Origin of the sequence: Flavobacterium sp. 2755, from assembly GCF_031455715.1 — a bacterium.
Lineage (GTDB): Bacteria > Bacteroidota > Bacteroidia > Flavobacteriales > Flavobacteriaceae > Flavobacterium.
The window spans coordinates 180340-201256 of the sequence record NZ_JAVDTG010000001.1 but is presented as its reverse complement, the minus strand read 5'-3'; the positions used below and the strand labels follow the sequence as shown (position 1 = coordinate 201256).

18 protein-coding genes are annotated in these 20917 nt (G+C 33.0%); 12 read left to right on the top strand and 6 right to left on the bottom strand.

Annotated features, from left to right (window positions below; genetic code table 11):
* Positions 1 to 9: 9 nt before the first annotated feature.
* Complete coding sequence (locus tag J2Y38_RS00745) at positions 10 to 2712, bottom strand: putative LPS assembly protein LptD (RefSeq protein WP_309838647.1); 2703 nt, start codon at positions 2710 to 2712, stop codon at positions 10 to 12.
* Between the two features lie 82 nt (positions 2713 to 2794).
* On the opposite strand from J2Y38_RS00745, the gene J2Y38_RS00740 reads away from it, so the two are divergent.
* From J2Y38_RS00740 to J2Y38_RS00705, 8 genes are all read left to right on the top strand, one after another.
* Positions 2795 to 3910 carry an N-acetylmuramoyl-L-alanine amidase gene (locus J2Y38_RS00740; protein WP_309838645.1) on the top strand — a complete coding sequence of 372 codons (1116 nt, stop codon included), beginning with the start codon at positions 2795 to 2797 and terminating at the stop codon, positions 3908 to 3910.
* A 52-nt stretch (positions 3911 to 3962) separates the two neighbouring features.
* Positions 3963 to 4928, top strand: coding sequence for an MlaD family protein (locus J2Y38_RS00735; protein WP_309838641.1), 966 nt, complete (start codon positions 3963 to 3965; stop codon positions 4926 to 4928).
* Positions 4929 to 4933: 5 nt separating this feature from the next.
* A complete protein-coding gene (locus J2Y38_RS00730; protein WP_309838639.1) occupies positions 4934 to 6265 on the top strand; it encodes a (Fe-S)-binding protein in 1332 nt (443 codons plus the stop codon).
* A 121-nt stretch (positions 6266 to 6386) separates the two neighbouring features.
* Positions 6387 to 7178, top strand: a complete 792-nt coding sequence (locus J2Y38_RS00725) for a (Fe-S)-binding protein (RefSeq protein ID WP_053470181.1) — start codon at positions 6387 to 6389, stop codon at positions 7176 to 7178.
* A 114-nt stretch (positions 7179 to 7292) separates the two neighbouring features.
* Positions 7293 to 7775, top strand: a complete 483-nt coding sequence (locus tag J2Y38_RS00720; RefSeq protein WP_031455874.1) for a hypothetical protein — start codon at positions 7293 to 7295, stop codon at positions 7773 to 7775.
* 302 nt (positions 7776 to 8077) lie between these two features.
* Positions 8078 to 8524, top strand: a complete 447-nt coding sequence (locus J2Y38_RS00715; protein WP_309838634.1) for a hypothetical protein — start codon at positions 8078 to 8080, stop codon at positions 8522 to 8524.
* 262 nt (positions 8525 to 8786) lie between these two features.
* Positions 8787 to 9923: an N-acetyl-alpha-D-glucosaminyl L-malate synthase BshA gene (bshA, locus tag J2Y38_RS00710; RefSeq protein ID WP_309838632.1), complete on the top strand. Its 1137-nt coding sequence runs from the start codon at positions 8787 to 8789 to the stop codon at positions 9921 to 9923.
* Positions 9924 to 9951: 28 nt separating this feature from the next.
* Positions 9952 to 10374: a protease complex subunit PrcB family protein gene (locus J2Y38_RS00705; RefSeq protein WP_309838630.1), complete on the top strand. Its 423-nt coding sequence runs from the start codon at positions 9952 to 9954 to the stop codon at positions 10372 to 10374.
* A gap of 252 nt (positions 10375 to 10626) precedes the next feature.
* Here the strand turns inward: J2Y38_RS00705 and J2Y38_RS00700 are convergent, their stop codons facing one another.
* Together J2Y38_RS00700 and J2Y38_RS00695 are read right to left on the bottom strand one after the other, a co-directional pair.
* The gene (locus tag J2Y38_RS00700; RefSeq protein ID WP_309838629.1) at positions 10627 to 11124 is read right to left on the bottom strand and encodes a hypothetical protein; all 498 of its coding nucleotides are present in this window, start codon (positions 11122 to 11124) and stop codon (positions 10627 to 10629) included.
* A gap of 157 nt (positions 11125 to 11281) precedes the next feature.
* Entirely contained in the window at positions 11282 to 12106 is an 825-nt protein-coding gene (locus J2Y38_RS00695) for a UDP-2,3-diacylglucosamine diphosphatase (protein ID WP_053470176.1), read from the bottom strand.
* A 188-nt stretch (positions 12107 to 12294) separates the two neighbouring features.
* Between J2Y38_RS00695 and aroC the strand changes: the two genes are divergently transcribed.
* Positions 12295 to 13353 carry a chorismate synthase gene (aroC, locus tag J2Y38_RS00690; RefSeq protein WP_163410371.1) on the top strand — a complete coding sequence of 353 codons (1059 nt, stop codon included), beginning with the start codon at positions 12295 to 12297 and terminating at the stop codon, positions 13351 to 13353.
* Positions 13354 to 13404: 51 nt separating this feature from the next.
* On the top strand, positions 13405 to 14691 hold the full coding sequence (locus J2Y38_RS00685) for a dicarboxylate/amino acid:cation symporter (protein ID WP_309838625.1): 1287 nt from the start codon (positions 13405 to 13407) through the stop codon (positions 14689 to 14691).
* Between the two features lie 94 nt (positions 14692 to 14785).
* Here J2Y38_RS00685 and J2Y38_RS00680 read toward each other — a convergent pair whose 3' ends face one another.
* A complete protein-coding gene (locus J2Y38_RS00680) occupies positions 14786 to 14917 on the bottom strand; it encodes a hypothetical protein (protein WP_309838623.1) in 132 nt (43 codons plus the stop codon).
* 359 nt (positions 14918 to 15276) lie between these two features.
* On the opposite strand from J2Y38_RS00680, the gene J2Y38_RS00675 reads away from it, so the two are divergent.
* On the top strand, positions 15277 to 17463 hold the full coding sequence (locus J2Y38_RS00675) for a response regulator (RefSeq protein WP_309838622.1): 2187 nt from the start codon (positions 15277 to 15279) through the stop codon (positions 17461 to 17463).
* Here the strand turns inward: J2Y38_RS00675 and J2Y38_RS00670 are convergent.
* Together J2Y38_RS00670 and J2Y38_RS00665 are read right to left on the bottom strand one after the other, a co-directional pair.
* Complete coding sequence (locus J2Y38_RS00670; protein WP_309838620.1) at positions 17460 to 18707, bottom strand: DEAD/DEAH box helicase; 1248 nt, start codon at positions 18705 to 18707, stop codon at positions 17460 to 17462. The two genes, J2Y38_RS00675 and J2Y38_RS00670, sit on opposite strands and share 4 nt — an antisense overlap.
* Before the next feature lie 124 nt (positions 18708 to 18831).
* Positions 18832 to 19878 (bottom strand): formimidoylglutamase, encoded by a 1047-nt coding sequence (locus J2Y38_RS00665; protein ID WP_053470171.1) that lies wholly within the window; start codon positions 19876 to 19878, stop codon positions 18832 to 18834.
* Between the two features lie 97 nt (positions 19879 to 19975).
* Here J2Y38_RS00665 and J2Y38_RS00660 point away from each other — a divergent pair, with 97 nt between their 5' ends.
* The gene (locus tag J2Y38_RS00660) at positions 19976 to 20857 is read left to right on the top strand and encodes a hypothetical protein (RefSeq protein ID WP_053470170.1); all 882 of its coding nucleotides are present in this window, start codon (positions 19976 to 19978) and stop codon (positions 20855 to 20857) included.
* The last annotated feature ends 60 nt before the right edge of the window (positions 20858 to 20917 follow it).

Here is a 20917-nt window from a genome sequence, read left to right as displayed (position 1 = left end):
GTCGACAAATTATCGATTAGAAGTACTGCGTTTGTTCCATTTAATGTCACTCAGCATACCAGATTTAATTCCAATAAAGAAGTTCCAGTTAGCGTTTGGTCCCATCGGATTCCAGTTAAATGCCATTCTCCAGCTTAACAAATCTCTTTCAAAACGGAATTGAGTAAAAGTAACCCCTTTTTGAACAAAATCATAACCGGTAGAAACCCCGCCTTTCCATTTTGGCGTGATATCCATATTTGCAGAAATCATAATAGAGTTTCCGGATATTTTATTTTCTCTGGCAGTATTTGAATAAGTAAGTGAATACGCCATTGTCATATCCCAAGGAATTTTTGAGCTGAAAAACTCGCTTACAACATCTTCGTCACGTTCCGGTTCATTCGCAAACTGACTATTTCGGCTGTCATTTAAGTCTGTGTTTGTTCCAAATAAGTCGTCATTACGACCACCATTTCGCTGGCTTTGCGTATTTTTTTCTTTTCCGGTTCCTTTATTCGAGAAAGAATAGTTCATGGTAAGGTTGGCGCTGGTCATTCTAAACAAACTTCCGCCATTATCAATATTATACTTGTTTATAACATTTCCTGCATTGTCGATAGCATAAGGATTTAAAACAGCTCCAAAATTGACATTCATTTTATTGTCAAAAAACTGCGTTCCCCCGCTTACAACAATTGGCTGCCAGGCTAAAGTCTTTTTTCCGTCTGCGCTAAAATTATAACTTGTGTTGAAGTTTAAATTGTTCAGCAGCATTATTTTCTTAGGTTCTGTTTTTGTGCTGTCTTTATCTCTTACTTTGGCTTCAAACGTGTTGCTTAATGAAAACCCTACAATGTTTGAATTACTTTGTCCTGGTGCGCCGTAAATACCATTTGCGAACCGCGAGTATTCATCGGTTGAAATTTTACCAGACGCATCAACCGTATAATGTTCATAATATTGATCAAAACTTGGCGTATAGGAATACGTAAGACTCGGCCTCATAACGTGGCGTATAGACTGAATTCTTTTGTCTTCACCAAAATTAAATGTACCATAAATAGTAGTTCCTAAATTAGTACTTAAATTATATGTTCTGTATGAGTCAAAACCATTTACTGTTTTATCATCCACTTTTCCTGCAGTGTCGTCAAAACCTTTTTTAATAGTTTTAGTTACCCATGTTTCCTGATAATTTGTAGATGCTCCAGCACTAAAATATTTGAATATTTTAAAGTTGGTACTAATAGGAATAGAGTGCTGCATACCAATTTGTGCATCTCTAAACATTTGAGGCTTAAAAAACAAGGAATCATAAGTAGTGATGTTGTTTTTACCTGTTACGTTATACTGTAAGTTGATGTTTTTAATAAACCCCTTTTTAACCCCGTCTTTTCCAACAAAAGGATAAATACGATCAATACTTCCCTGAAGATTAGGAAGACTCATCTGGATTTGCTCTGTCTGTGTATTTTGCTGATGTGTAGCAGATAACGAAATACGAGAACCCGGAATCGTATTAAAAGTTTTGTTATATGAAATAGACGAACTCAATGTATTATTCAGATTAGACCCAACGTTAGCCTGATTAATAGACTGTTTAAAGTACTTACTACTACCCATGTTTACAGAAGCACTAAAACTTGAGTTAGGATTAGATTTCGTGTCTTTTGAATGTGACCACTGAATATTGTAAATGTTTTGTTTTGAATAATCAGGATAACCTCTTTCGCTGCTAATTAAATTCTCAAATCGAATATTAACGTTTCCTCTATATTTATATCGGGTTGCATACGCCGATTCAAAACGCATGGCGTAACTACCATTCGTATAATAATCTCCTAAAACAGTTAAGTCGTAATTATCGCTTAAAGCAAAATAATATCCTCCATTTTGTAAAGAGAAACCTCTGGTATTCGAATCATTATAACTAGGGATAATAATACCGGAAACACTTTTTTCCTGACTCAAAGGGAAATAACCATAAGGCAATGCCAGCGGAGTAGGTACATCAGCAATAACCATCTGGGTTAAACCGGTAACAATTTTTTTTCCGGGAACAAATTTTATTTTGCTCGTTCTAAAGTAGTATTCCGGATTGTCAATATCCTGAGCTGTTGTAATACGAGCCTCTTTTAGATAATAAACAGAGTCATTTTCTTTTTTGGTAACCGCAGCCTTAATATTTAATTCACCTTGTTTGGTTCTCGAATTATAAATTAATGCCTTTTTTGTCTTAAAATTAAAACGGATAGAATCGGGCTGCACTTCACTCTCACCTTGTTTAAAGTTCGGGTACTGCACTAAAACTCCGGCAGAATCTTTAATTCTTCCGGCATAAACTTCATCCTTTTCATAATTTAAAACAATTATACCAGATTTTAGTTCAACATCTTTGTAGTATAATTCAGCTTCATTGTATAAAGTAATCAGTTTTTTCTTCTGATCGATTTTTGCGTAATCTTTTGCCTTGTATCTAACCTTACCATCCAGAAAAGTCTTGGTTGGTCTGACAGTATCTAATTTTATAGTGTCATTTTGAGTTATTTGAGGCTTATCTGTTTGTTTTGCAGCTGGTAAAGGCTTTTTTTTAGATTTTATCTCTTGCGAATATAAATTACCACATCCCATTGTTAGGAAAAATGATATTAAAACGATATTAAATAAGTTTGTCTGCAAAGGTTTAAATGCTATTTTTGTAAAATTATGGCTTGTTTTTTGACATGTCAAACTTACATATAATTTTTTGGCAAAAATAATCAATTGTAAAAATTATAACAGCTGCGTTTTATTAAAATTAACTTTAAGATTTATGAATAGATTAAATAAAATTAAGGTAATCTTTACCTTTTTTCTAACAATAGCGTCATTTTGCACATATAGTCAGTCAAATGTTTTTAAAGTAACACTTGATGCCGGACACGGAGATCACGACTTTGGTGCAGTTTACAGCGGGCGGATTGAAAAAAATATTGCCTTAGCTATTGTTCTGAAAGTGGGGAAAATTTTAGAGCTTAATCCAAATATCAATGTAATCTATACACGTAAAACAGATGTTTTTATTGATTTGGTCGAAAGAGCCAATATCGCAAACAGAGCCAATTCGAATATTTTTGTTTCTATACATTGTAATGCAAATAAAAATACTGCAGCAGATGGTACCGAAACATATGTAATGGGTTTAAGTAAAGTGGCATCAAATCTTGAAGCGGCGAAAAAAGAGAACTCGGTAATTACTTTAGAGAAAGATTATAAACGTAAATACGATGGTTTTGACCCAAATTCTCCAGAACAAATGGTTGGAATTACTTTAATGCAGGAAGAATATCTTGAAAATAGTATTTCGTTAGCAAGTAAAATTGAAGATAATTTTGAGAGACTTGGAAAAAAAATCAGACAAGGTGGTGTAAAACAAGCACCATTTATGGTACTTCACAAAGCGTATATGCCAAGAGTTTTAGTTGAAACAGGATTTGTATCTAACCCAACAGAAGGAAATATTCTAAATTCTGAAGAAGGACAGGATGATATCGCAAAAGCAATTGCAGAAGCTATTTTGAGTTACAAAAGAGAATATTTTGGTTCAGGAATTTCAGAAGCAGTTGAAGCCAAGCCTGTAAAAGATACTTCGACTCCAAAAAAAGTAGTACAAACACCTGCGCCTGCAGCTCCAAAAGGAACATTCTTTAAAGTACAACTTATTGCAAGTATTAAAAAAACACCTTTAGAACCTAAAAACTTTAAAGGACTAAAAAATGTAACAATGATCTACGAAAACAATATTTATAAATATTTCTATCAGGAAACTTCCGATTATGAAGCTGCGAAAAAATATCTGGAAGAAGCTAAGAATAAAGGATATGGCGCAGCATATTTGATAGCAACTAAAGACGGAGAAAAAATCAGTATTCAGGATGCGGTTAAATAATCGTCACAAGTTCGAATATTTATACTAATTTTGTAACAAAACACTTAGAATTTTGAAACTAACAAGAGAAATTAAAACGGCTGTATTAGTCATAGCGTCTATTTTATTATTTATCTGGGGCTACAGTTTTTTAAAAGGAAAAGACCTTTTTACTAATTATAAAACATATTATGCTGAATATGACAATGTTGAAGAATTGGCACAATCAGCGCCGGTTACTATAAACGGACTAGTAGTAGGTAAGGTAACTAAAATTACAATCAGTGAAACAACAGGAAAATTATTAGTTGAGCTTCAATTAAAAACAGATTTTCCAATTTCTAAAACAAGTAAAGCATCTTTATATTCCGGAAGCTTAATTGGAGGAAAGCAAATCGCGATCATTCCAAATTTAGCAGATAAAGAACTTGCAGAAGACGGACAGACACTTGAGTCTGTTGTTAAACTGGGATTAACGGAATCTTTAGGTGGAAAAATCGAACCAATTACAATTAAATTGGATAAGATGCTCTTAAATATTGATAATCTGGTTACTGGATTAAACAATGTTTTAGATCAAAAAACACAACAGGATTTAAAGAAAACTTTAGCAGAATTGAGCCAGACAATGGAGCAGTTTCATAGAGCTTCAGGAAGTATCAACAATATCTTAGATACTAACAAAGGCCAGATCAACGGAGTTGTGACAAACTTTAATAAAATGTCAAGCAACTTCAATAAAATATCTGATTCTTTAAATAAAGCCGATCTTGGAAAAACAGTTCGTAACCTAAACCAGACTTTAGCAAAAGTAGATGGTATTATGGCTAATTTGAATTCTGGAAAAGGTACAGCAGGTAAATTGTTAAGCGACGATGCGCTTTATAACAATCTTGCAAAAACTTCAAAAGAACTTGAATTGTTATTACAAGATGTTCGACTTTATCCAACACGTTACGTAAACGTTTCTCTTTTTGGAAAGAAAAACAAACCTTATGTAGCACCTGCCGGAGAAACAAATTCAACTGATAAAAAATAATTGTAATGAGTTATTTAGATAATATTTTATTCGCCATACTTCTTGTCGTAGGTTTTGGTTTTTTTGCAGCGAGCGTAAAAAAAATCATCCGCAACATTAATTTAGGAGTTGACGTAGATAGAAAAGATAATCCTAAAGCTCGTTGGAAAAATATGGCTTTGATTGCTCTTGGGCAGTCAAAAATGGTGAGACGCCCTGTTGCCGGAATACTTCATATTTTAGTATATGTAGGTTTCGTAATTATTAATATTGAATTACTTGAAATTATAATCGATGGATTAGCAGGAACTCATAGAATTTTTGCGCCTTATTTAGGCGTAGTTTATGATGTTTTAATTGCTTCATTTGAAATATTAGCTATACTTGTAATTTTTTCTGTTACCGTTTTCTGGATCAGAAGAAATGTTATAAAATTAAAACGTTTTATAAATCCGGATTTAAATGGATTCCCTAAAAGCGATGCAAATTACATTTTGTATTTTGAGACCGTTTTAATGATCTTGTTTTTATTAATGAACGCTTCTGACCTGCATTTGCAAAATGTTCCCGGAGCTGTTTTTCATAAAGCAGGAACTTTTCCGGTAAGTCAGTTTATTGCTCCAATTTTTAATGGACTTTCAAACGAATTGGTTGTATTATTGTTTGAAGCATTTTGGTGGCTGCATATTGTTGGTATTTTGATATTTATGAACTATTTATATTTCTCAAAACACTTACATATACTTTTAGCGTTCCCAAATACATACTTTGCGAATTTAAAACCAGAAGGACAGTTTGATAATTTAGAATCAGTAACAAAAGAAGTGAAGCTGATGATGGATCCAAATGCTGATCCTTTTGCGGCAGCTCCGGTTGATCAAAATGCAGCTCCGTCTAAATTTGGTGCAAGTGATGTTCAGGATTTAAACTGGGTGCAGTTATTAAATGCTTATACGTGTACAGAATGCGGACGTTGTACGTCTTCATGTCCGGCGAACCAAACAGGAAAAAAATTGTCTCCACGTAAAATTATGATGGACACAAGAGACCGTTTAACCGAAGTTGGAAAAAATATAGATGCCAATAAAGGTGTTTTTGTTCCGGATAATAAAACATTATTAAACGATTATATCACACCAGAAGAATTATGGGCTTGTACGTCTTGTAATGCTTGTGTAGAAGAATGTCCGGTTAATATTAGTCCGTTGTCTATTATTATGGATATGCGTCGTTATTTAGTGATGGAGCAGAGTGCTGCACCAATGTCATTGAATGCAATGATGACCAATATCGAAAATAATGGTGCGCCATGGCAGTACAGCCAGCAGGACCGATTGAATTGGAAAAACGAGAATTAGAAAAGAGTTTAATCGGTTATTTGTTTAACCGTTTAAGTGATTAAAAATAAAGGTTTTTAGTATGGTTATGAAAGAGAGCAATAACCAAATAAACAATTAACCGATTTAACAACAAAAGAAGATGTCAGAAAGTTTAGTAGTGCCAACAATGGCAGAAATGCTAGCCCAAGGAACACAGCCAGAAGTTTTATTTTGGGTAGGTTGCGCAGGGAGTTTTGATGATAGAGCAAAAAAAATCACAAAAGCATTTGTACGTATTTTAAATCGTACCAATGTTTCTTTTGCAGTTTTAGGTACAGAAGAGAGTTGTACTGGAGATCCTGCAAAAAGAGCCGGAAATGAATTTTTGTTCCAAATGCAGGCCATGATGAATATCGAGGTTTTAAATGCTTATGAAGCAAAAAAAATCGTTACAGCTTGTCCGCATTGTTTTAATACCTTAAAAAATGAATATCCTGAATTAGGAGGGAACTATGAAGTTATTCATCATACAGAATTCCTGAAATCATTAATTGATGATGGAAGACTTACGGTTGAAGGCGGACAATTTAAAGGAAAGAAAATTACTTTTCACGATCCTTGTTATTTAGGAAGAGCCAATAAAGTATATGAAGCACCAAGAGATTTAATTCAGAAATTAGACGTTGAATTAGTTGAAATGAAGCGTTCTAAAGCAAACGGATTATGCTGCGGAGCAGGTGGAGCACAGATGTTTAAAGATGCTGAACCTGGAAACAAAGAAGTAAACGTTCTTCGTACAGAAGATGCATTAGAAGTTCAGCCGGATATTATCGCTGCCGGATGTCCTTTCTGTAACACGATGTTAACCGATGGAATAAAACATGCTCATAAAGAGGGTGAGGTAAAAGTAATGGACGTTGCCGAGTTAATTGCGAATGCGCAGGATTTATAGAGAAAGCTGCTAAGGTTCTAAGCTGCTGAGATTCTAAGTTTTTTAACTTGAAACCTTAAACCTGAAACAATTCAAGAAATCTAAAATCAACAATCTAAAATCTAAAATTAAAAAATGTATATACCTTTTGAAAATTTACCTGGTGAATCAAGAGTTTGGATTTACCAATCGAACAGAAAATTTTCTGAGGAAGAGTTTTCTGAAATCGAAACAGATTTAAAAGCTTTTGTAGAAGAATGGGCTGCTCACGGAACAAGTCTTGAAGCTTCATTTTTGCTTAAATACAATCGCTTTATAATATTAGCCGTAAATCAGGATGTTCAGGCTGCTACAGGCTGTTCTATTGATAGTTCGGTAGAATTTATTCAAGGTTTAGAGAAAAAGTATAATGTCGATTTGTTAGACAAAATGAACGTTACTTTTAAACTTGGAGAACATATTGCACACAAACCATTAATTGATTTCAAGAAAATGGTTAAAGATAAATCAGTTTCTGAGAATACAATTGTTTTCAATAATCTGGTAAACAATATCGAAGAATTCAACGAATCCTGGGAAGTTCCTGCTGCCGACAGCTGGCACAGCAGATTTTTCTAAGAGAAATTTATAATATATTTAAAAGGCATGAAATTTTAGATTTTGTGCCTTTTTTGGTTTTAATTGTTTCAAGTTCTAGGTTTCAGGTTTCGCCAAAGTTTGTCATTCCGAGGAACGAGGAATCGCACTAGAGAATCGACAAAGATTGACGACTTACTGTTGCGGAATTACTTGTGCGATTCCTCGTTCCTCGGAATGACAATACAGCGTGAAACTTTGACAAAGTTTGCGAAATAAAGAAATATCAATTTAAGTATAAATAAAACCTAGTTTATAAAATAAACAGCTAAATAGTATTAATAATGATAAACTCTGATCAAAATTTTAGATGGCAGAAGGTTAAAAATGGGTTATTACATTTTGCGATTGTAAACTTATATATTCAAAAGAATGAAAAGGGAAATGAAATTATAGAAGATTATTCGGGTTACAAATATTCTAGCGATTTGTTGGATGTCAGGCATGAAGGTTTCAATACTTGGAAAACCGGATTGAGAAATGGACTTGAATTTGCGCTTTCACACAGTTCCGATTTCTGGACTATTAGGATAAACGGGTTTTGTGCATCACATATGGATACAAATGCAACAATTCTAGGTTATACAGGAGTTTTGGCTTTTATAAAAGAGACAGATATTCTAATTAGTAATCTTCAGGAAGTTGAGAATTTTGTCTTTACGAGCAGGAACGATGGCATGATAGATAAAATCCCAAACTTTAATGAATTAGCTTTTATTAATGAGGCTTGAAATTAAAAGTATCAAAATAAAATGTTCTTATAAAAACAAAAACGTCTAATCTAGCCCCGATGGAAGCGGTATCCTTTTTCTTGCTTCTTTAGCAAGGAAAAGATATAGCGAACAGCGGGACTACTGGTCTTTTTTGCAGATATTGTGCTGCTTCTAAAAATATTTATCAACCAGATTTAATCTAATTTTGTCGAAAATCTAACAATTTAAAAGCCTAATTAAACGTGATTTTTGAGTACTTTCGTAGAATTAAATTTAATACATGAAAATAGCAATAGTTTGTTATCCGACATTTGGCGGTAGTGGTGTAGTTGCTACAGAACTAGGTCTCGAATTAGCCAGACGCGGACACGAAATACATTTTATAACTTACAGTCAGCCAGTAAGATTAGCACTTTTAAATCCAAATGTTCATTATCACGAAGTAAACGTTCCCGAATATCCTTTATTCCATTATCAGCCGTATGAGTTGGCTTTATCAAGTAAATTGGTCGATATGGTGAAATTATATAAAATAGAAGTTTTACATGTGCATTACGCTATTCCGCACGCTTATGCGGGTTATATGGCGAAACAAATGCTTAAGAATGAAGGAATTAATCTTCCGATGATTACGACGCTTCACGGAACTGATATAACGCTTGTTGGAAACCATCCGTTTTATAAACCTGCGGTAACTTTTAGCATCAATAAGTCTGATTATGTGACTTCGGTTTCACAGAGTTTGAAAGATGATACGCTGAAATTGTTCAAAATCAAGAATAAAATTAAGGTAATCCCGAATTTTATTGAATTGGATAAAGTTAGAAAAGATCCAACGGAACCTTGCCACCGATATGTTATGGCAAAGGAAAATGAACGAATCGTAACGCACATTAGTAACTTTCGAAAGGTGAAACGTATTCCGGATATTATTAAGATTTTTTATAATATCCAGAAAGTAATGCCGGCTAAATTAATGATGGTGGGCGATGGACCGGAAAAAGAAAGAGCAGAGGTTTTATGTATGGAACTGGGAATTTACGATAAGGTAATTTTCTTTGGTAACAGTAATGAAATCGATAAGATTTTATGTATGACCGATTTGTTTTTACTTCCGTCAGAAACAGAAAGTTTTGGTTTAGCAGCCTTAGAAGCAATGGCTTGCGGTGTTCCAGTAATTTCAAGTAATTCGGGAGGTTTACCGGAAGTTAATTTTGATGGCGTTTCAGGATATTTAAGTGATGTTGGAAATGTCGATGAAATGGCGGCGAATGCGATCAGAATTTTAAAAGATAATGAAACTCTGAATAAGTTTAAAATCAATGCCTTAGAAGTAGCTAAGAATTTTGATATCAAAAACATTCTGCCTAAATATGAAGCTTTGTACCAAAGAGCAATTGACGATTATAAAGAATAGAAACATTAATTTAAAAAATTTGAACGTAATGAAAAAAGTAATTTCGGTTTTAGTAATTTTTGTTTTGATTTCCTGTGGAGCTAAAAAATCAACAAGTTCAACGGCTTTATACGAAGTTTTAACTGAACAGTCTGATGGCGGTGGAAATATTAAATTTTTCGAAATTTTGACAGAACCTAACGAGATCAAAATGCTTGAAAATGATCCGCTTTTAGCTGCTAAAATGAAGCAGACTGATATTGCCAATTCTAATTATGTTATTCTCAACATGGGTGAAAAAAACACTGGAGGATATTCTATTGAAATTGAAAAGGTTGAAGAAACGGATAAGAATATCATCATTACCGTAAAAGAAAAAAATCCTGCTCCGGATGCAATGGTAACGCAGGCTATAACTTATCCTTATACAGTTGTAAAAATACATTCTAAGAAGGAGATTATTATTAAATAAATAGTTATAAGTTAGAGGTAAAATGTCAGGCTGAGCGAAGTCGAAGCCCCTTTTTTGCTTTGTAAGCCTTCGACTTCGCTCAGGGTGACAATTGTTTAATTATTTTAGTAGTTAAATAAAAAAAGTTAGATGTGAAATTGTCAGGCTGAGCGAAGTCGAAGCCCTTTTACGTCACATTCATTTTCAAAACATAAAAAAAACCTGTCGCATTACAACGACAGGTTTCTTCTTACAATTATTTTTTATTTTTAATTAGAATCTGAATTTGACACCTAAACCAACGTCAAATCCAAAATTGTCATCGTCATAGTATCCAGAACCAATTTCAGGTCTTGCATCTAGTGACAGTGTGATAGGCACTTCTTTAAATCTATATTCGATACCAATATCTCCGGCCGCAAAAACATAAGTTCCGCTGTCATTATATCTGAAATTATTGTTGTAATAATCGTGATCCCAAGCGGCAATTCCACCACCTACACCAGCGTACCAGTTAAATCCTCCATCGATGTTCCAAACCCATTGGTAAAGAGCAACTCCTTTAATTGCGTCTACATCGCTGCTGTTTCTCCAGCCTAAATCAAACTCAAGTCTGTTTTTTTGGTTCAATCCCAGCTGATACGATACTTCACCTCCAAATCCGTTATTGTCTCCTAAACGTAATCCTAAAGCGTGTTTTGAAATTTCTTGAGATTGAGCCGTAAATGCTAACCCCAAGAGCATAATGGCAGATAAAATAATCTTTTTCATAAAATGGTTAATTAATTTTTTTCAAATGTATAATCGTTCTCTATCTAAGAACGTATAACATTTTTAGAAATTGTTATATAATTCACATTTTGTAAATGAAAATCACATAAATTAAAACTAATTAACCTTCGGGAGCATCTGTAAATACTGCTATATTTTACTTTTTCAGAATAATATTAGATAACATTTGAGAGGTTAAAATATCTTCCATTTCAAAAAGATTTTCCTCTTCTGTAAAGTTTGTATGCGTGTAGGAGTATAATTTCCAACGCTTTTTATGATATTCAAGAGCTGTTAAATTTTCGACCCAGTCGCCGGAATTTAAGTATAAAGTAGAACCGTGTTTGTTTTCTTTAGTAAGGATTTTGGGTTCATGAATATGTCCGCAGATTACATAATCGTAATTTTTTTCGATAGCCAGATCGGTTGCTGTAGTTTCAAAATCCGAAATAAATTTCACAGCCTTTTTTACGCTCGCTTTTATTTTTTTAGAAAAAGAGTAAGGTTCGCGGCCTAATTTTGCCAGGCACCAGTTAGCAAAACGATTCATTAAAATTAGATAATCATAACCTAATCCGCCTAGTTTTGCAATCCATTTAGAATGCTGTACAGAAGCATCAAAAACGTCTCCGTGAAAAATCCAGGCTTTTTTGTCGTCTAATTCTAAAACTAATTTATCGACCAAAGAAAAATTTCCCATGTTCATGTCGCTGAATTTTCGAAGAATCTCGTCGTGATTTCCGGTAATGTAATACACTTTTGTGCCTTTAGAAGCCATCCCGATAATGCGCTGAATGACTCTTAAATGCGCTTTAGGAAAATAAGATTTTCTAAACTGCCAGGCATCAATTATATCACCATTTAAAACTAAAGTTTTAGGTTTAATGCTTGATAAATAGTTGTTTAGTTCTTTAGCGTGACTTCCGTAAGTTCCCAAATGGACATCAGAAATAATGACCAATTCGACATTTCGTTTTTTCAATTTTTCTTAATTTGAAGTTCCACAAATAAAAGAAAATCCTACTCCATTTATTTTATCAAAAGGTTACTAATTCGAAGGCAATTTTAATAAATTGTGATTTTTAAAGTGTTTAATCTTTAATTAATATTACCAATTTTTAATTTTTTAATTTAATTCATAAAACTTACATTTGCTCAAAACAATTTACAATGGCAGGAAATAGCTACGGCACCCTATATAAAGTTACAACATTTGGAGAATCTCATGGTGAAGCTTTAGGCGGAATTATAGACGGTTGTCCATCAGGAATACAACTTGATTTTGAAGCGATTGAAGTTGAAATGTCTCGCAGAAAACCGGGGCAGTCGGCTATCGTAACACAAAGAAAAGAACCAGATGCGGTTCAGTTTTTATCTGGAATATTTGAAGGAAAAACGACCGGAACGCCAATTGGTTTTATTATCCCAAATACCAATCAAAAATCAGACGATTATTCACATATAAAAGATAATTACAGACCAAGTCATGCTGATTATGTATATGATCAAAAATATGGTTTTCGTGATTACCGCGGCGGCGGAAGAAGTTCTGCACGTGAAACCGCAAGCAGAGTAGTAGCAGGAGCAATTGCAAAACAAATGCTTCCTGAAATTAAAATTAATGCTTACGTTTCTTCTGTTGGACCAATTCATTTAGATACACCATATCAGGAATTAGATTTCTCTAAAATTGAAAGCAACCCGGTTCGCTGTCCAGATGAAAAATCGGCAGCTATTATGGAAGAATATATTCGTGATATCCGAAAGCAGGGAGATACTGTTGGTGGTGTAGTTTCATGTGTAATTCAAAATGTTCCGGTTGGTTTAGGCGAGCCTGTTTTTGATAAATTACATGCTGAATTAGGAAAAGCAATGCTTTCAATCAATGCTGTAAAAGGTTTTGAGTACGGAAGCGGTTTCTCTGGTTCTGAAATGAAAGGAAGTGAACACAACGATTTATATAATCCTGATGGAACGACAAAAACAAATCTTTCTGGTGGAATCCAGGGTGGAATAAGCAACGGAATGGATATTTATTTTAGAGTAGCTTTTAAACCTGTTGCGACTATCATGCAGACTCAGGATTCTCTGGATAATAAAGGAAATATTACACCAATGACCGGAAAAGGACGTCATGATCCGTGTGTGGTGCCTCGTGCAGTACCAATCGTTGAGGCGATGGCTGCGATTGTTTTGGCTGATTTTTATTTAATCAACAAAACATATTAATAAAAGTAAGACAGTGAGGGTCTTATATTTTAATAATTTAAAAGTAAATTAATGCAAATTACAGAAACTAAAAAGAAATCATTTTTTTCAGGATTAACGGGGCAAATTATAATTGCAATGGTGCTTGGAGCAGCTTTGGGAATTATTATTCATAATTCAATTTCACAGGAAGCGGCAGTATCGTTTAGTAATAAAATAAAAATGCTGGCTACGATCTTCATCAGATTAGTGCAAATGATTATTGCTCCTTTAGTTTTTACCACTTTAGTAGTAGGAATTGCAAAGTTAGGTGATATCAAAACTGTTGGAAGAATTGGAGGAAAAGCACTTGGCTGGTTTTTTACAGCTTCTTTTATATCCTTGTTAATCGGATTATTTTTTGTAAATATTTTAGAACCGGGTGTAGGTTTAAAACTAGACCACGTTGATATGGCTGCGGCTAGTGAAGTTACAACTAAAACAAAAATATTATCTGTAGAGAATTTTGTTGAGCATATTGTTCCTAAAAGTATTTTTGAAGCAATGGCAACTAATGAAATTTTGCAAATTGTAATATTTTCTATCTTTTTTGGATTAGCAGCTGCATCATTAGGAAGTACTGTAAAGCCAATTATAAATGCATTTGATAAAGCTTCGCATATTGTTTTAAAAATGGTAAACTATGTAATGAACTTTGCTCCAATTGGAGTTTTTGGTGCCATTGCAGGAGTATTTGCTATTAGAGATGCAGAAGAATTAATTATCACTTATTTTAAATTCTTCGGATCATTTTTAGTAGGTATCGGGACTTTATGGGTAGTTTTGGTTGTAGTAGGTTATATTTTCTTAAAAGGAAGAATGACCGAATTATTAAAACGTATTACAGGACCATTAGCGATTGCTTTTGGAACTACGAGCAGCGAGGCTGTTTTTCCTAAATTAACAGAAGAATTAGAAGATTTTGGGGTTAAAAATAAAATTGTAGCCTTCATGTTACCGCTGGGTTATTCGTTTAACCTTGACGGAAGTATGATGTACATGACTTTTGCCAGTATCTTTATCGCTCAGTTTTATGGAGTTCATTTAGATTTAGGTACACAAATGGCTATGCTTTTGGTTTTAATGTTAACAAGTAAAGGTATTGCTGGTGTACCAAGAGCGAGTTTAGTAATTGTTGCGGCGACTTGTGGAATGTTTAAAATTCCGGTTGAAGGTATTGCCTTGATTTTACCAATTGACCATTTCTGTGATATGTTTAGAAGTGCAACAAATGTACTTGGAAACGCATTGGCAACTTCGGTTGTTGGAAAATGGGAAGATGGTAAAGAAGATAATTTAGATATTGCAGAAGAGAATTAAGATATTCTTTAAAAACATAAAAAAAAACCGTAACAGACTTTTGTTTGTTACGGTTTTTGATTTTTATAAAAGTTGAATAGAGTCAACTAATAAATTATTTTGCTGCAACTTTACCTTTTCTAGATTCTTCCGACTCTGGAGCTTCAGTCTCACCACCAGTGATTGCTTTTTGTTGTGTTTTAGTCAATTTTTCTGTTTCTGCAAATTTTAAAAAGTTTTCTAACATAGTTTTTTAATTTTTAGTTGCTCCAATCTTCTAAAACACTTGGGGCTTGTGTTTTTTAATTTTGTTAAAAATAACATTATTTTTCATTGTTATAATATTTTTATTAAATATTTTACAACAAAAAGCATTTTAAAAGTAAAGATCTTGTCTTGTAATATTTTAAATCTTTGAAAAGGTTTTTATTAAGAACAGTAACTTAAACGTATAAACTTTAAGTTCAATAAATATTTAAATGTCTTTTTAAGTATTTTTAGGAGCTAAAAATAGTAGAATGATTGTTGAATCTTTAGGTTATTAAGGCAATACTGTTACTGTGTATTATGATAATAATGTATATTTGAATAAACATATCCCAAATTATGCTTCATTATAGATTTTGTTTTTTAATTTTTACTTTTTTAAACATACTTTGTCTTGAGTCGCCAGCTCAAAACCATGCTGTATCTCTTATAAAAGTTAAAGACATAACTCAAGAAGCTTGTGATTATTTAGACGAAACTAATTACGAAAAATCCTTAAAGAAATCCGGAATTGCCCTGCAGTATGCATTTGACCTAAAAAATGATACACTGATTTCGAGGAATTACAACATAATCGGAATTAATTTTCACGATTTGGGAGAAATCAATAAAGCAGTATTTTTTTATAAGAAGGCATTATTCTACGCAGAACGATCTAATATTGTTAGCCTAAGAATGATGATAACCAGTAATTTAGGTAATTTATATTTTTTTGAAAAAAGAATGTATAATGACGGAATTACGTATTATAAAGAGTCATTAAAATTTGGAAGACAGCAAAAATATCAGAAAGAAGTTGCCATAACTAATCTTAATATTGTCTGGTCGTATTTCAAAATAGGAAATTATAAAGAAGGACTGCCTTATTTACAATATATCAACATACATCAAAATGATTTAAAAGGAAAATCGAATGATATTGCTTTGAATTTCTTAAACGGAATGTATTGGGCCAGTGAAAATGAAAATGATAAAGCAAATGCCTATTTTATAAAAGCAATTTCTTTTGGTAAGTCTAAAGATGAAAAACCGGATTTAGCATATGCACATTTAGAGTATTCAAAATTTTTAAGCAAGATAGGAAAACACAAAGAGGCTTATAATAATCTGGTTATATATAATAAAATTACAGGCGAACTTTATAGCCAGGAAAAGCTTAAAAAAGCTTCTATAGCAGGTTTAAACTTAGAACTGGACGAATACAAAAGACAGATTGAGAAAATTGAAAATGAAAAAACATCTCAATTGCAAAGTCTTAAAAAATCCCGAATTATTGTAATTCTGTTTATTCTTATTTCGTTGATTCTGCTTTTTTTAATTGTAACCTTAATTAAAAATATCGGGCTTAAGAAAAAACATAATTTAGAGCTTCTAAAAGCAAAAGAAATGGCAGAAGAAGCCTCTGTACTCAAAACTCAATTTATTTCTACTATAAGCCACGAATTACGTACTCCGTTATATGGAGTTGTCGGTATAACCAATATGCTTTTAGAAGAACACAAAGAATTGTCTCAAAGTGAACACTTAAGCGCTTTAAAATTTTCTGCGAGATATTTATTGTCTCTTGTAAACGATATTCTGCAAATCAATAAAATTGAAGAGAATAAAGTAGTTCTGGAAAGTTTAACTTTTAATATTTCAGATGAGATAACGGTGATCAAAAATTCACTTTCTTTTTTATCTCAAAAAAATAACAATAAAATTAATGTTGAAATTGATCATGCAATCCCTGAATATTTGATTGGAGATAAACTGCGTCTGGCGCAAATTTTAATGAACCTTGTTAGTAATGCTTTAAAATTTACTAAAGATGGTGAAGTTGAAATTAGAGTTAAGCTGGACAGGATAGAAGGAAAATTTTATTATCTGGATTTTTTAATAAAAGATAATGGCGTTGGAATTGCTGCTGTAGATCAAAATAAAATATTCGAAAAATTTGTTCAGGTAGGAAGAAAAGAAGAAGATTATCAAGGAACAGGACTAGGTTTAAGCATTGTAAAACGCTTATTAGGGCTTTTTGGAAGTTCAATTACTTTAGAAAGTGATCTTGGTGCGGGAACTTCATTTTCATTTTCTATACCTTTTGAACATGATCCTCTTAAAACAAAGAAAATTATTGAAAATATAGAAGTCGATTTAACTTCAAGTGATATATATAAAATTCTTATTGTCGAAGATAATTTGATTAATCAATTAGTGACCAAGAAAATTATCGAAAAAAATAATTTTGTCTGCAAAGTAGTTGATGATGGTTTTGGTGCTCTTTCAATATTGGATAAAGAAGAATTTGATCTTATTTTAATGGATATTAATATGCCGTTAATGAACGGATTTGAAACCACAAAAAGAATTCGTCAGCTTGGTATTAAAACTCCGGTTGTAGCGTTAACTGCTTTTGATAAAGATGAAATTACAGATGAAGCAGTTTCATCAGGAATGAATGATATTATCGTGAAACCTTTTGAGCCTGTTAAACTCTTTAAGATTTTAAATTACCTCATAAATGAATCAAAAAACGCTGGTTAATACCAGCGTTTTTTATTTTGTTTTGAAGCACTCGATTTTCTAGATTTGTGAGCACCGCCGCTTCGGTTTGAATTTTTAGGTTTTTCGCCGGCTTCAGGACTTCCCGCATGCCAAGGATAAGGATGATCTGTAATAATTTTTACATCTACTTTTATTAATTTCTTAATATCCTTCCAGTACGGCTCTTCGTCTTTACCGCAAAATGAAATCGCAATTCCGCCATTTCCTGCACGTCCCGTACGACCAATTCTATGAACATACGTTTCCGGAATATTAGGTAAATCAAAGTTGATTACATACGGCAATTGGTCAATGTCAATTCCTCTCGCTGCAATATCTGTAGCAACCAGAACACCAACTTCTTTGTTTTTAAAAGCATCTAAAACACGTTGTCTTGCGTTTTGCGATTTATCTCCGTGAATTGCTTCTGCCGGAATATCTTTTTTGCGAAGTGCTTTTACAACATTATCCGCACCATGTTTTGTTCTTGAAAACACAAGTACATTGGATAAATTTTCATTTTTAATCAAATGATATAATAAGTTTCTTTTTTCTGTTTTGTCAACAAAATAAATACGCTGTTCCACATTTTCAGCAGTTGATGAAACCGGAGAAACTTCTACTTTTTCTGGATCTTGTAAAAACATTTCTGCCAATTCACGAATCGCAAGAGGCATTGTTGCAGAAAAAAGTAAAGTCTGTCTGTTTTTAGGCGTCAGTTTTACAATCTTTTTCACATCGTTTATAAAACCCATATCCAGCATTTGATCGGCCTCATCTAAAACTAAAGTATGTAAATGATTCAAATCAAGAAAACCTTGTTTTTGTAAATCTAATAAACGACCCGGAGTCGCAACTAAAATATCAATACCATTTTTTAAGGCATCAACCTGTGGATTTTGGGAAACCCCGCCAAAAATAGTCAGCTGAGTTAAATTGGTATATTTGGCATAAGTGTCAAAACTTTGCCCAATTTGAACCGCTAATTCACGAGTTGGGGTAACTATAAGCGCACGAATTTGTTTGGCTTTTTTTGATGAGCCTACAATTCGGTGCAGTTGATGTATAATTGGAATAGCAAATGCAGCAGTTTTTCCCGTTCCCGTTTGCGCACAGCCAATTAAATCCCTTCCGGCTAAAACAATCGGAATCGATTTTTCCTGAATTGGAGTGGGGTTTAGGTAGCCTTCTTCAAATACGGCTTTTTGTATACTTTTTGAAAGTGATAAATCTTCGAATAACATATCTTACTAATTAAGAACTTTAGTTTTAAGTACTAAATTCTGTGCAAAGATAGGTTTATTCGGTTAACCGTTGATTTGAATCTGCTATTATTTGGGAAATATGTGGCTGCAGACCGCTTGCTCTTCAGTTAATTTTATCTTTTTCGTTATTCGCTTTTATAAAATCAGTAACTAAATAACCAATTAATTTTCCAATTAAATTATTATTAGGAGAATCAGCAAGATCTGGCGCACCTTCGCAAATATGCAAATAAGTCGCATTTCTGTGCTGTGCAAAAAACGAAATAAACCGTCGTAATTCTTCTACCGAAAAACCGCTTATGGTCATAGCACTGCTGGCGATATTAGGAATTGCGTCTAAATCAATTTCAATTCCAAATGAATCTGTTTTGATAAATTCAAGCGCCAGGGCCATTTCTCTCTCGAAATCTTTTTCTTTGCGAATATTTACGCTGTCATATGTATTATAACGAACACGATCTTCGAGTTTTTTAATAATATCTAAAACGCTTTTTGAAGTGTAATTTTCGTGAAGTCCGAAAATGAAATATTTTTTAAGAAAACCTTCTTCATACGCATAAGAAAAACCATTTCCGCTGTGACGGCCTTCTAAAATTCTAAAATCAGAATGAGCATCAAAATTAATGGCGTTAATAGGTTTTCCTTTGGCTAAAGCCGAACCTTTAATATTTCCGTAAGCGTTATTATGACCGCCTCCAATAATAATTGGAGTTTTCCCTGCTTTAATTATAGTAAATATGATATGCGAAACTTCTTTGTCGATTTTCTCTACTAACTGACTTAGTTTAGAACGATCGTCGATATCATTAAAATCTAATTTTTCGACATCACGCATTTCCTCAGAAACATCTAAATGTCCTAAAATAATAATCTGACTTCCTTTAGAAAATCTGTTATGCTGAATATTTGCAATACTTTTAATAGCACTTTCCCATGCCGATGCTGCGCCAGGTCTTCCATAGTTCGCTCGCACACCAATATCTTCAGGAATTCCTAACAACACATACTTCGCCTCCGATTCTTGCAAAAACTTGATTTTGTCTGCTCCTTTTGGAAGCACAATCATTTTTTCTCCGAATTTTATTTCACCACTACGATGATTTGTGACTTTTGCCAAATCATTGACAGTAAAAGGAACTAATTTCTCCATGAAAAAAATTTATTTTCCAAAAATAATATAATTGTAACAACTTACGTTATTAAGATATATTAATTCTTAAATTTGTTATTAAAGAAAATTATTCAATATGGAAAACCCAACGAACAACAACAATTCAAGTCTAAAAGCGGTTATAGCGGTTTTAGCAGTCCTACTAATTGGTAGCTTAGTGTATATCTTTAAACTTTCTTCTGATACTGAAGTGGTTAAAACAGAATTAACAACATCAATGACAGAAAAAGAATCTGTTATGAAAGATTTACAGGAATTGAAAGCAACTTACGATGCTGCAATTGCTGAAAATACTTCAATGTCTGATGAATTAATTCAGGAAAGAGATAAAGTTGTCGCTTTAATGGCAGATTTAAATAAATCTAAAGGTGACGTTTCTAAATACAGATCTCAAGTTCAGGCGATGCAGGGCAAAATGAAAACACTTGTTGCTGAAAATGACGAATTGAAAAAACAAAATGGTGTTTTAACAGTTCAAAGAGATAGTACGATTACAGTTTTAGGAGAGTCTAAAAAATATAACGAAGTACTTGTAGGTCAAAATGAAGAGCTTGCAAAAACAGTTGAAAGAGGTTCTAAATTATCTATTACGAACACTAAAACTGCAGCTTATAAATTAAGAAGCTCTGGAAAACAAATTGAAACAGACAAAGCAAGCCGTGCAGATGTTTTAAAAATAAGTTTTACAATTGCTGAAAACCAAATTGCAAAATCTGGAGATAAAACATATTATGTTCAGGTTATAGATGCAAAAAACAATGTTTTAGGCGAGAAAAAAACAGAGAGCTTCGGTGACAACTCTTTAACATACAGCTTTAAAACTACTGTAAAGTATGAAAACAAAACTGTAAACGTTACAGAAGATTTACCAGGAAAAGATTTTGCTAAAGGAACTTACTTTATCAATGTTTTTGATAATGATGAATTAGTTTCTAAAACTAGTTTCAGCTTGAGATAAATTCTCATCGTCGTTTAAGTAAAAATACCACTTAAGATATTAAAGGTCTGTGATTTTCTT

Bases quoted from the DNA above. Each gene is read 5' to 3' on its own strand.
- J2Y38_RS00740 (WP_309838645.1), top strand. From the start codon at position 2,795: ATGAATAGATTAAATAAAATTAAGGTAATCTTTACCTTTTTTCTAACA.
- J2Y38_RS00730 (WP_309838639.1), top strand. From the start codon at position 4,934: ATGAGTTATTTAGATAATATTTTATTCGCCATACTTCTTGTCGTAGGT.
- J2Y38_RS00725 (WP_053470181.1), top strand. From the start codon at position 6,387: ATGTCAGAAAGTTTAGTAGTGCCAACAATGGCAGAAATGCTAGCCCAA.
- J2Y38_RS00720 (WP_031455874.1), top strand. From the start codon at position 7,293: ATGTATATACCTTTTGAAAATTTACCTGGTGAATCAAGAGTTTGGATT.
- J2Y38_RS00715 (WP_309838634.1), top strand. From the start codon at position 8,078: ATGATAAACTCTGATCAAAATTTTAGATGGCAGAAGGTTAAAAATGGG.
- bshA (WP_309838632.1), top strand. From the start codon at position 8,787: ATGAAAATAGCAATAGTTTGTTATCCGACATTTGGCGGTAGTGGTGTA.
- J2Y38_RS00705 (WP_309838630.1), top strand. From the start codon at position 9,952: ATGAAAAAAGTAATTTCGGTTTTAGTAATTTTTGTTTTGATTTCCTGT.
- J2Y38_RS00700 (WP_309838629.1), bottom strand. From the start codon at position 11,124: ATGAAAAAGATTATTTTATCTGCCATTATGCTCTTGGGGTTAGCATTT.
- aroC (WP_163410371.1), top strand. From the start codon at position 12,295: ATGGCAGGAAATAGCTACGGCACCCTATATAAAGTTACAACATTTGGA.
- J2Y38_RS00685 (WP_309838625.1), top strand. From the start codon at position 13,405: ATGCAAATTACAGAAACTAAAAAGAAATCATTTTTTTCAGGATTAACG.
- J2Y38_RS00680 (WP_309838623.1), bottom strand. From the start codon at position 14,917: ATGTTAGAAAACTTTTTAAAATTTGCAGAAACAGAAAAATTGACTAAA.
- J2Y38_RS00675 (WP_309838622.1), top strand. From the start codon at position 15,277: ATGCTTCATTATAGATTTTGTTTTTTAATTTTTACTTTTTTAAACATA.
- J2Y38_RS00670 (WP_309838620.1), bottom strand. From the start codon at position 18,707: ATGTTATTCGAAGATTTATCACTTTCAAAAAGTATACAAAAAGCCGTA.
- J2Y38_RS00665 (WP_053470171.1), bottom strand. From the start codon at position 19,878: ATGGAGAAATTAGTTCCTTTTACTGTCAATGATTTGGCAAAAGTCACA.
- J2Y38_RS00660 (WP_053470170.1), top strand. From the start codon at position 19,976: ATGGAAAACCCAACGAACAACAACAATTCAAGTCTAAAAGCGGTTATA.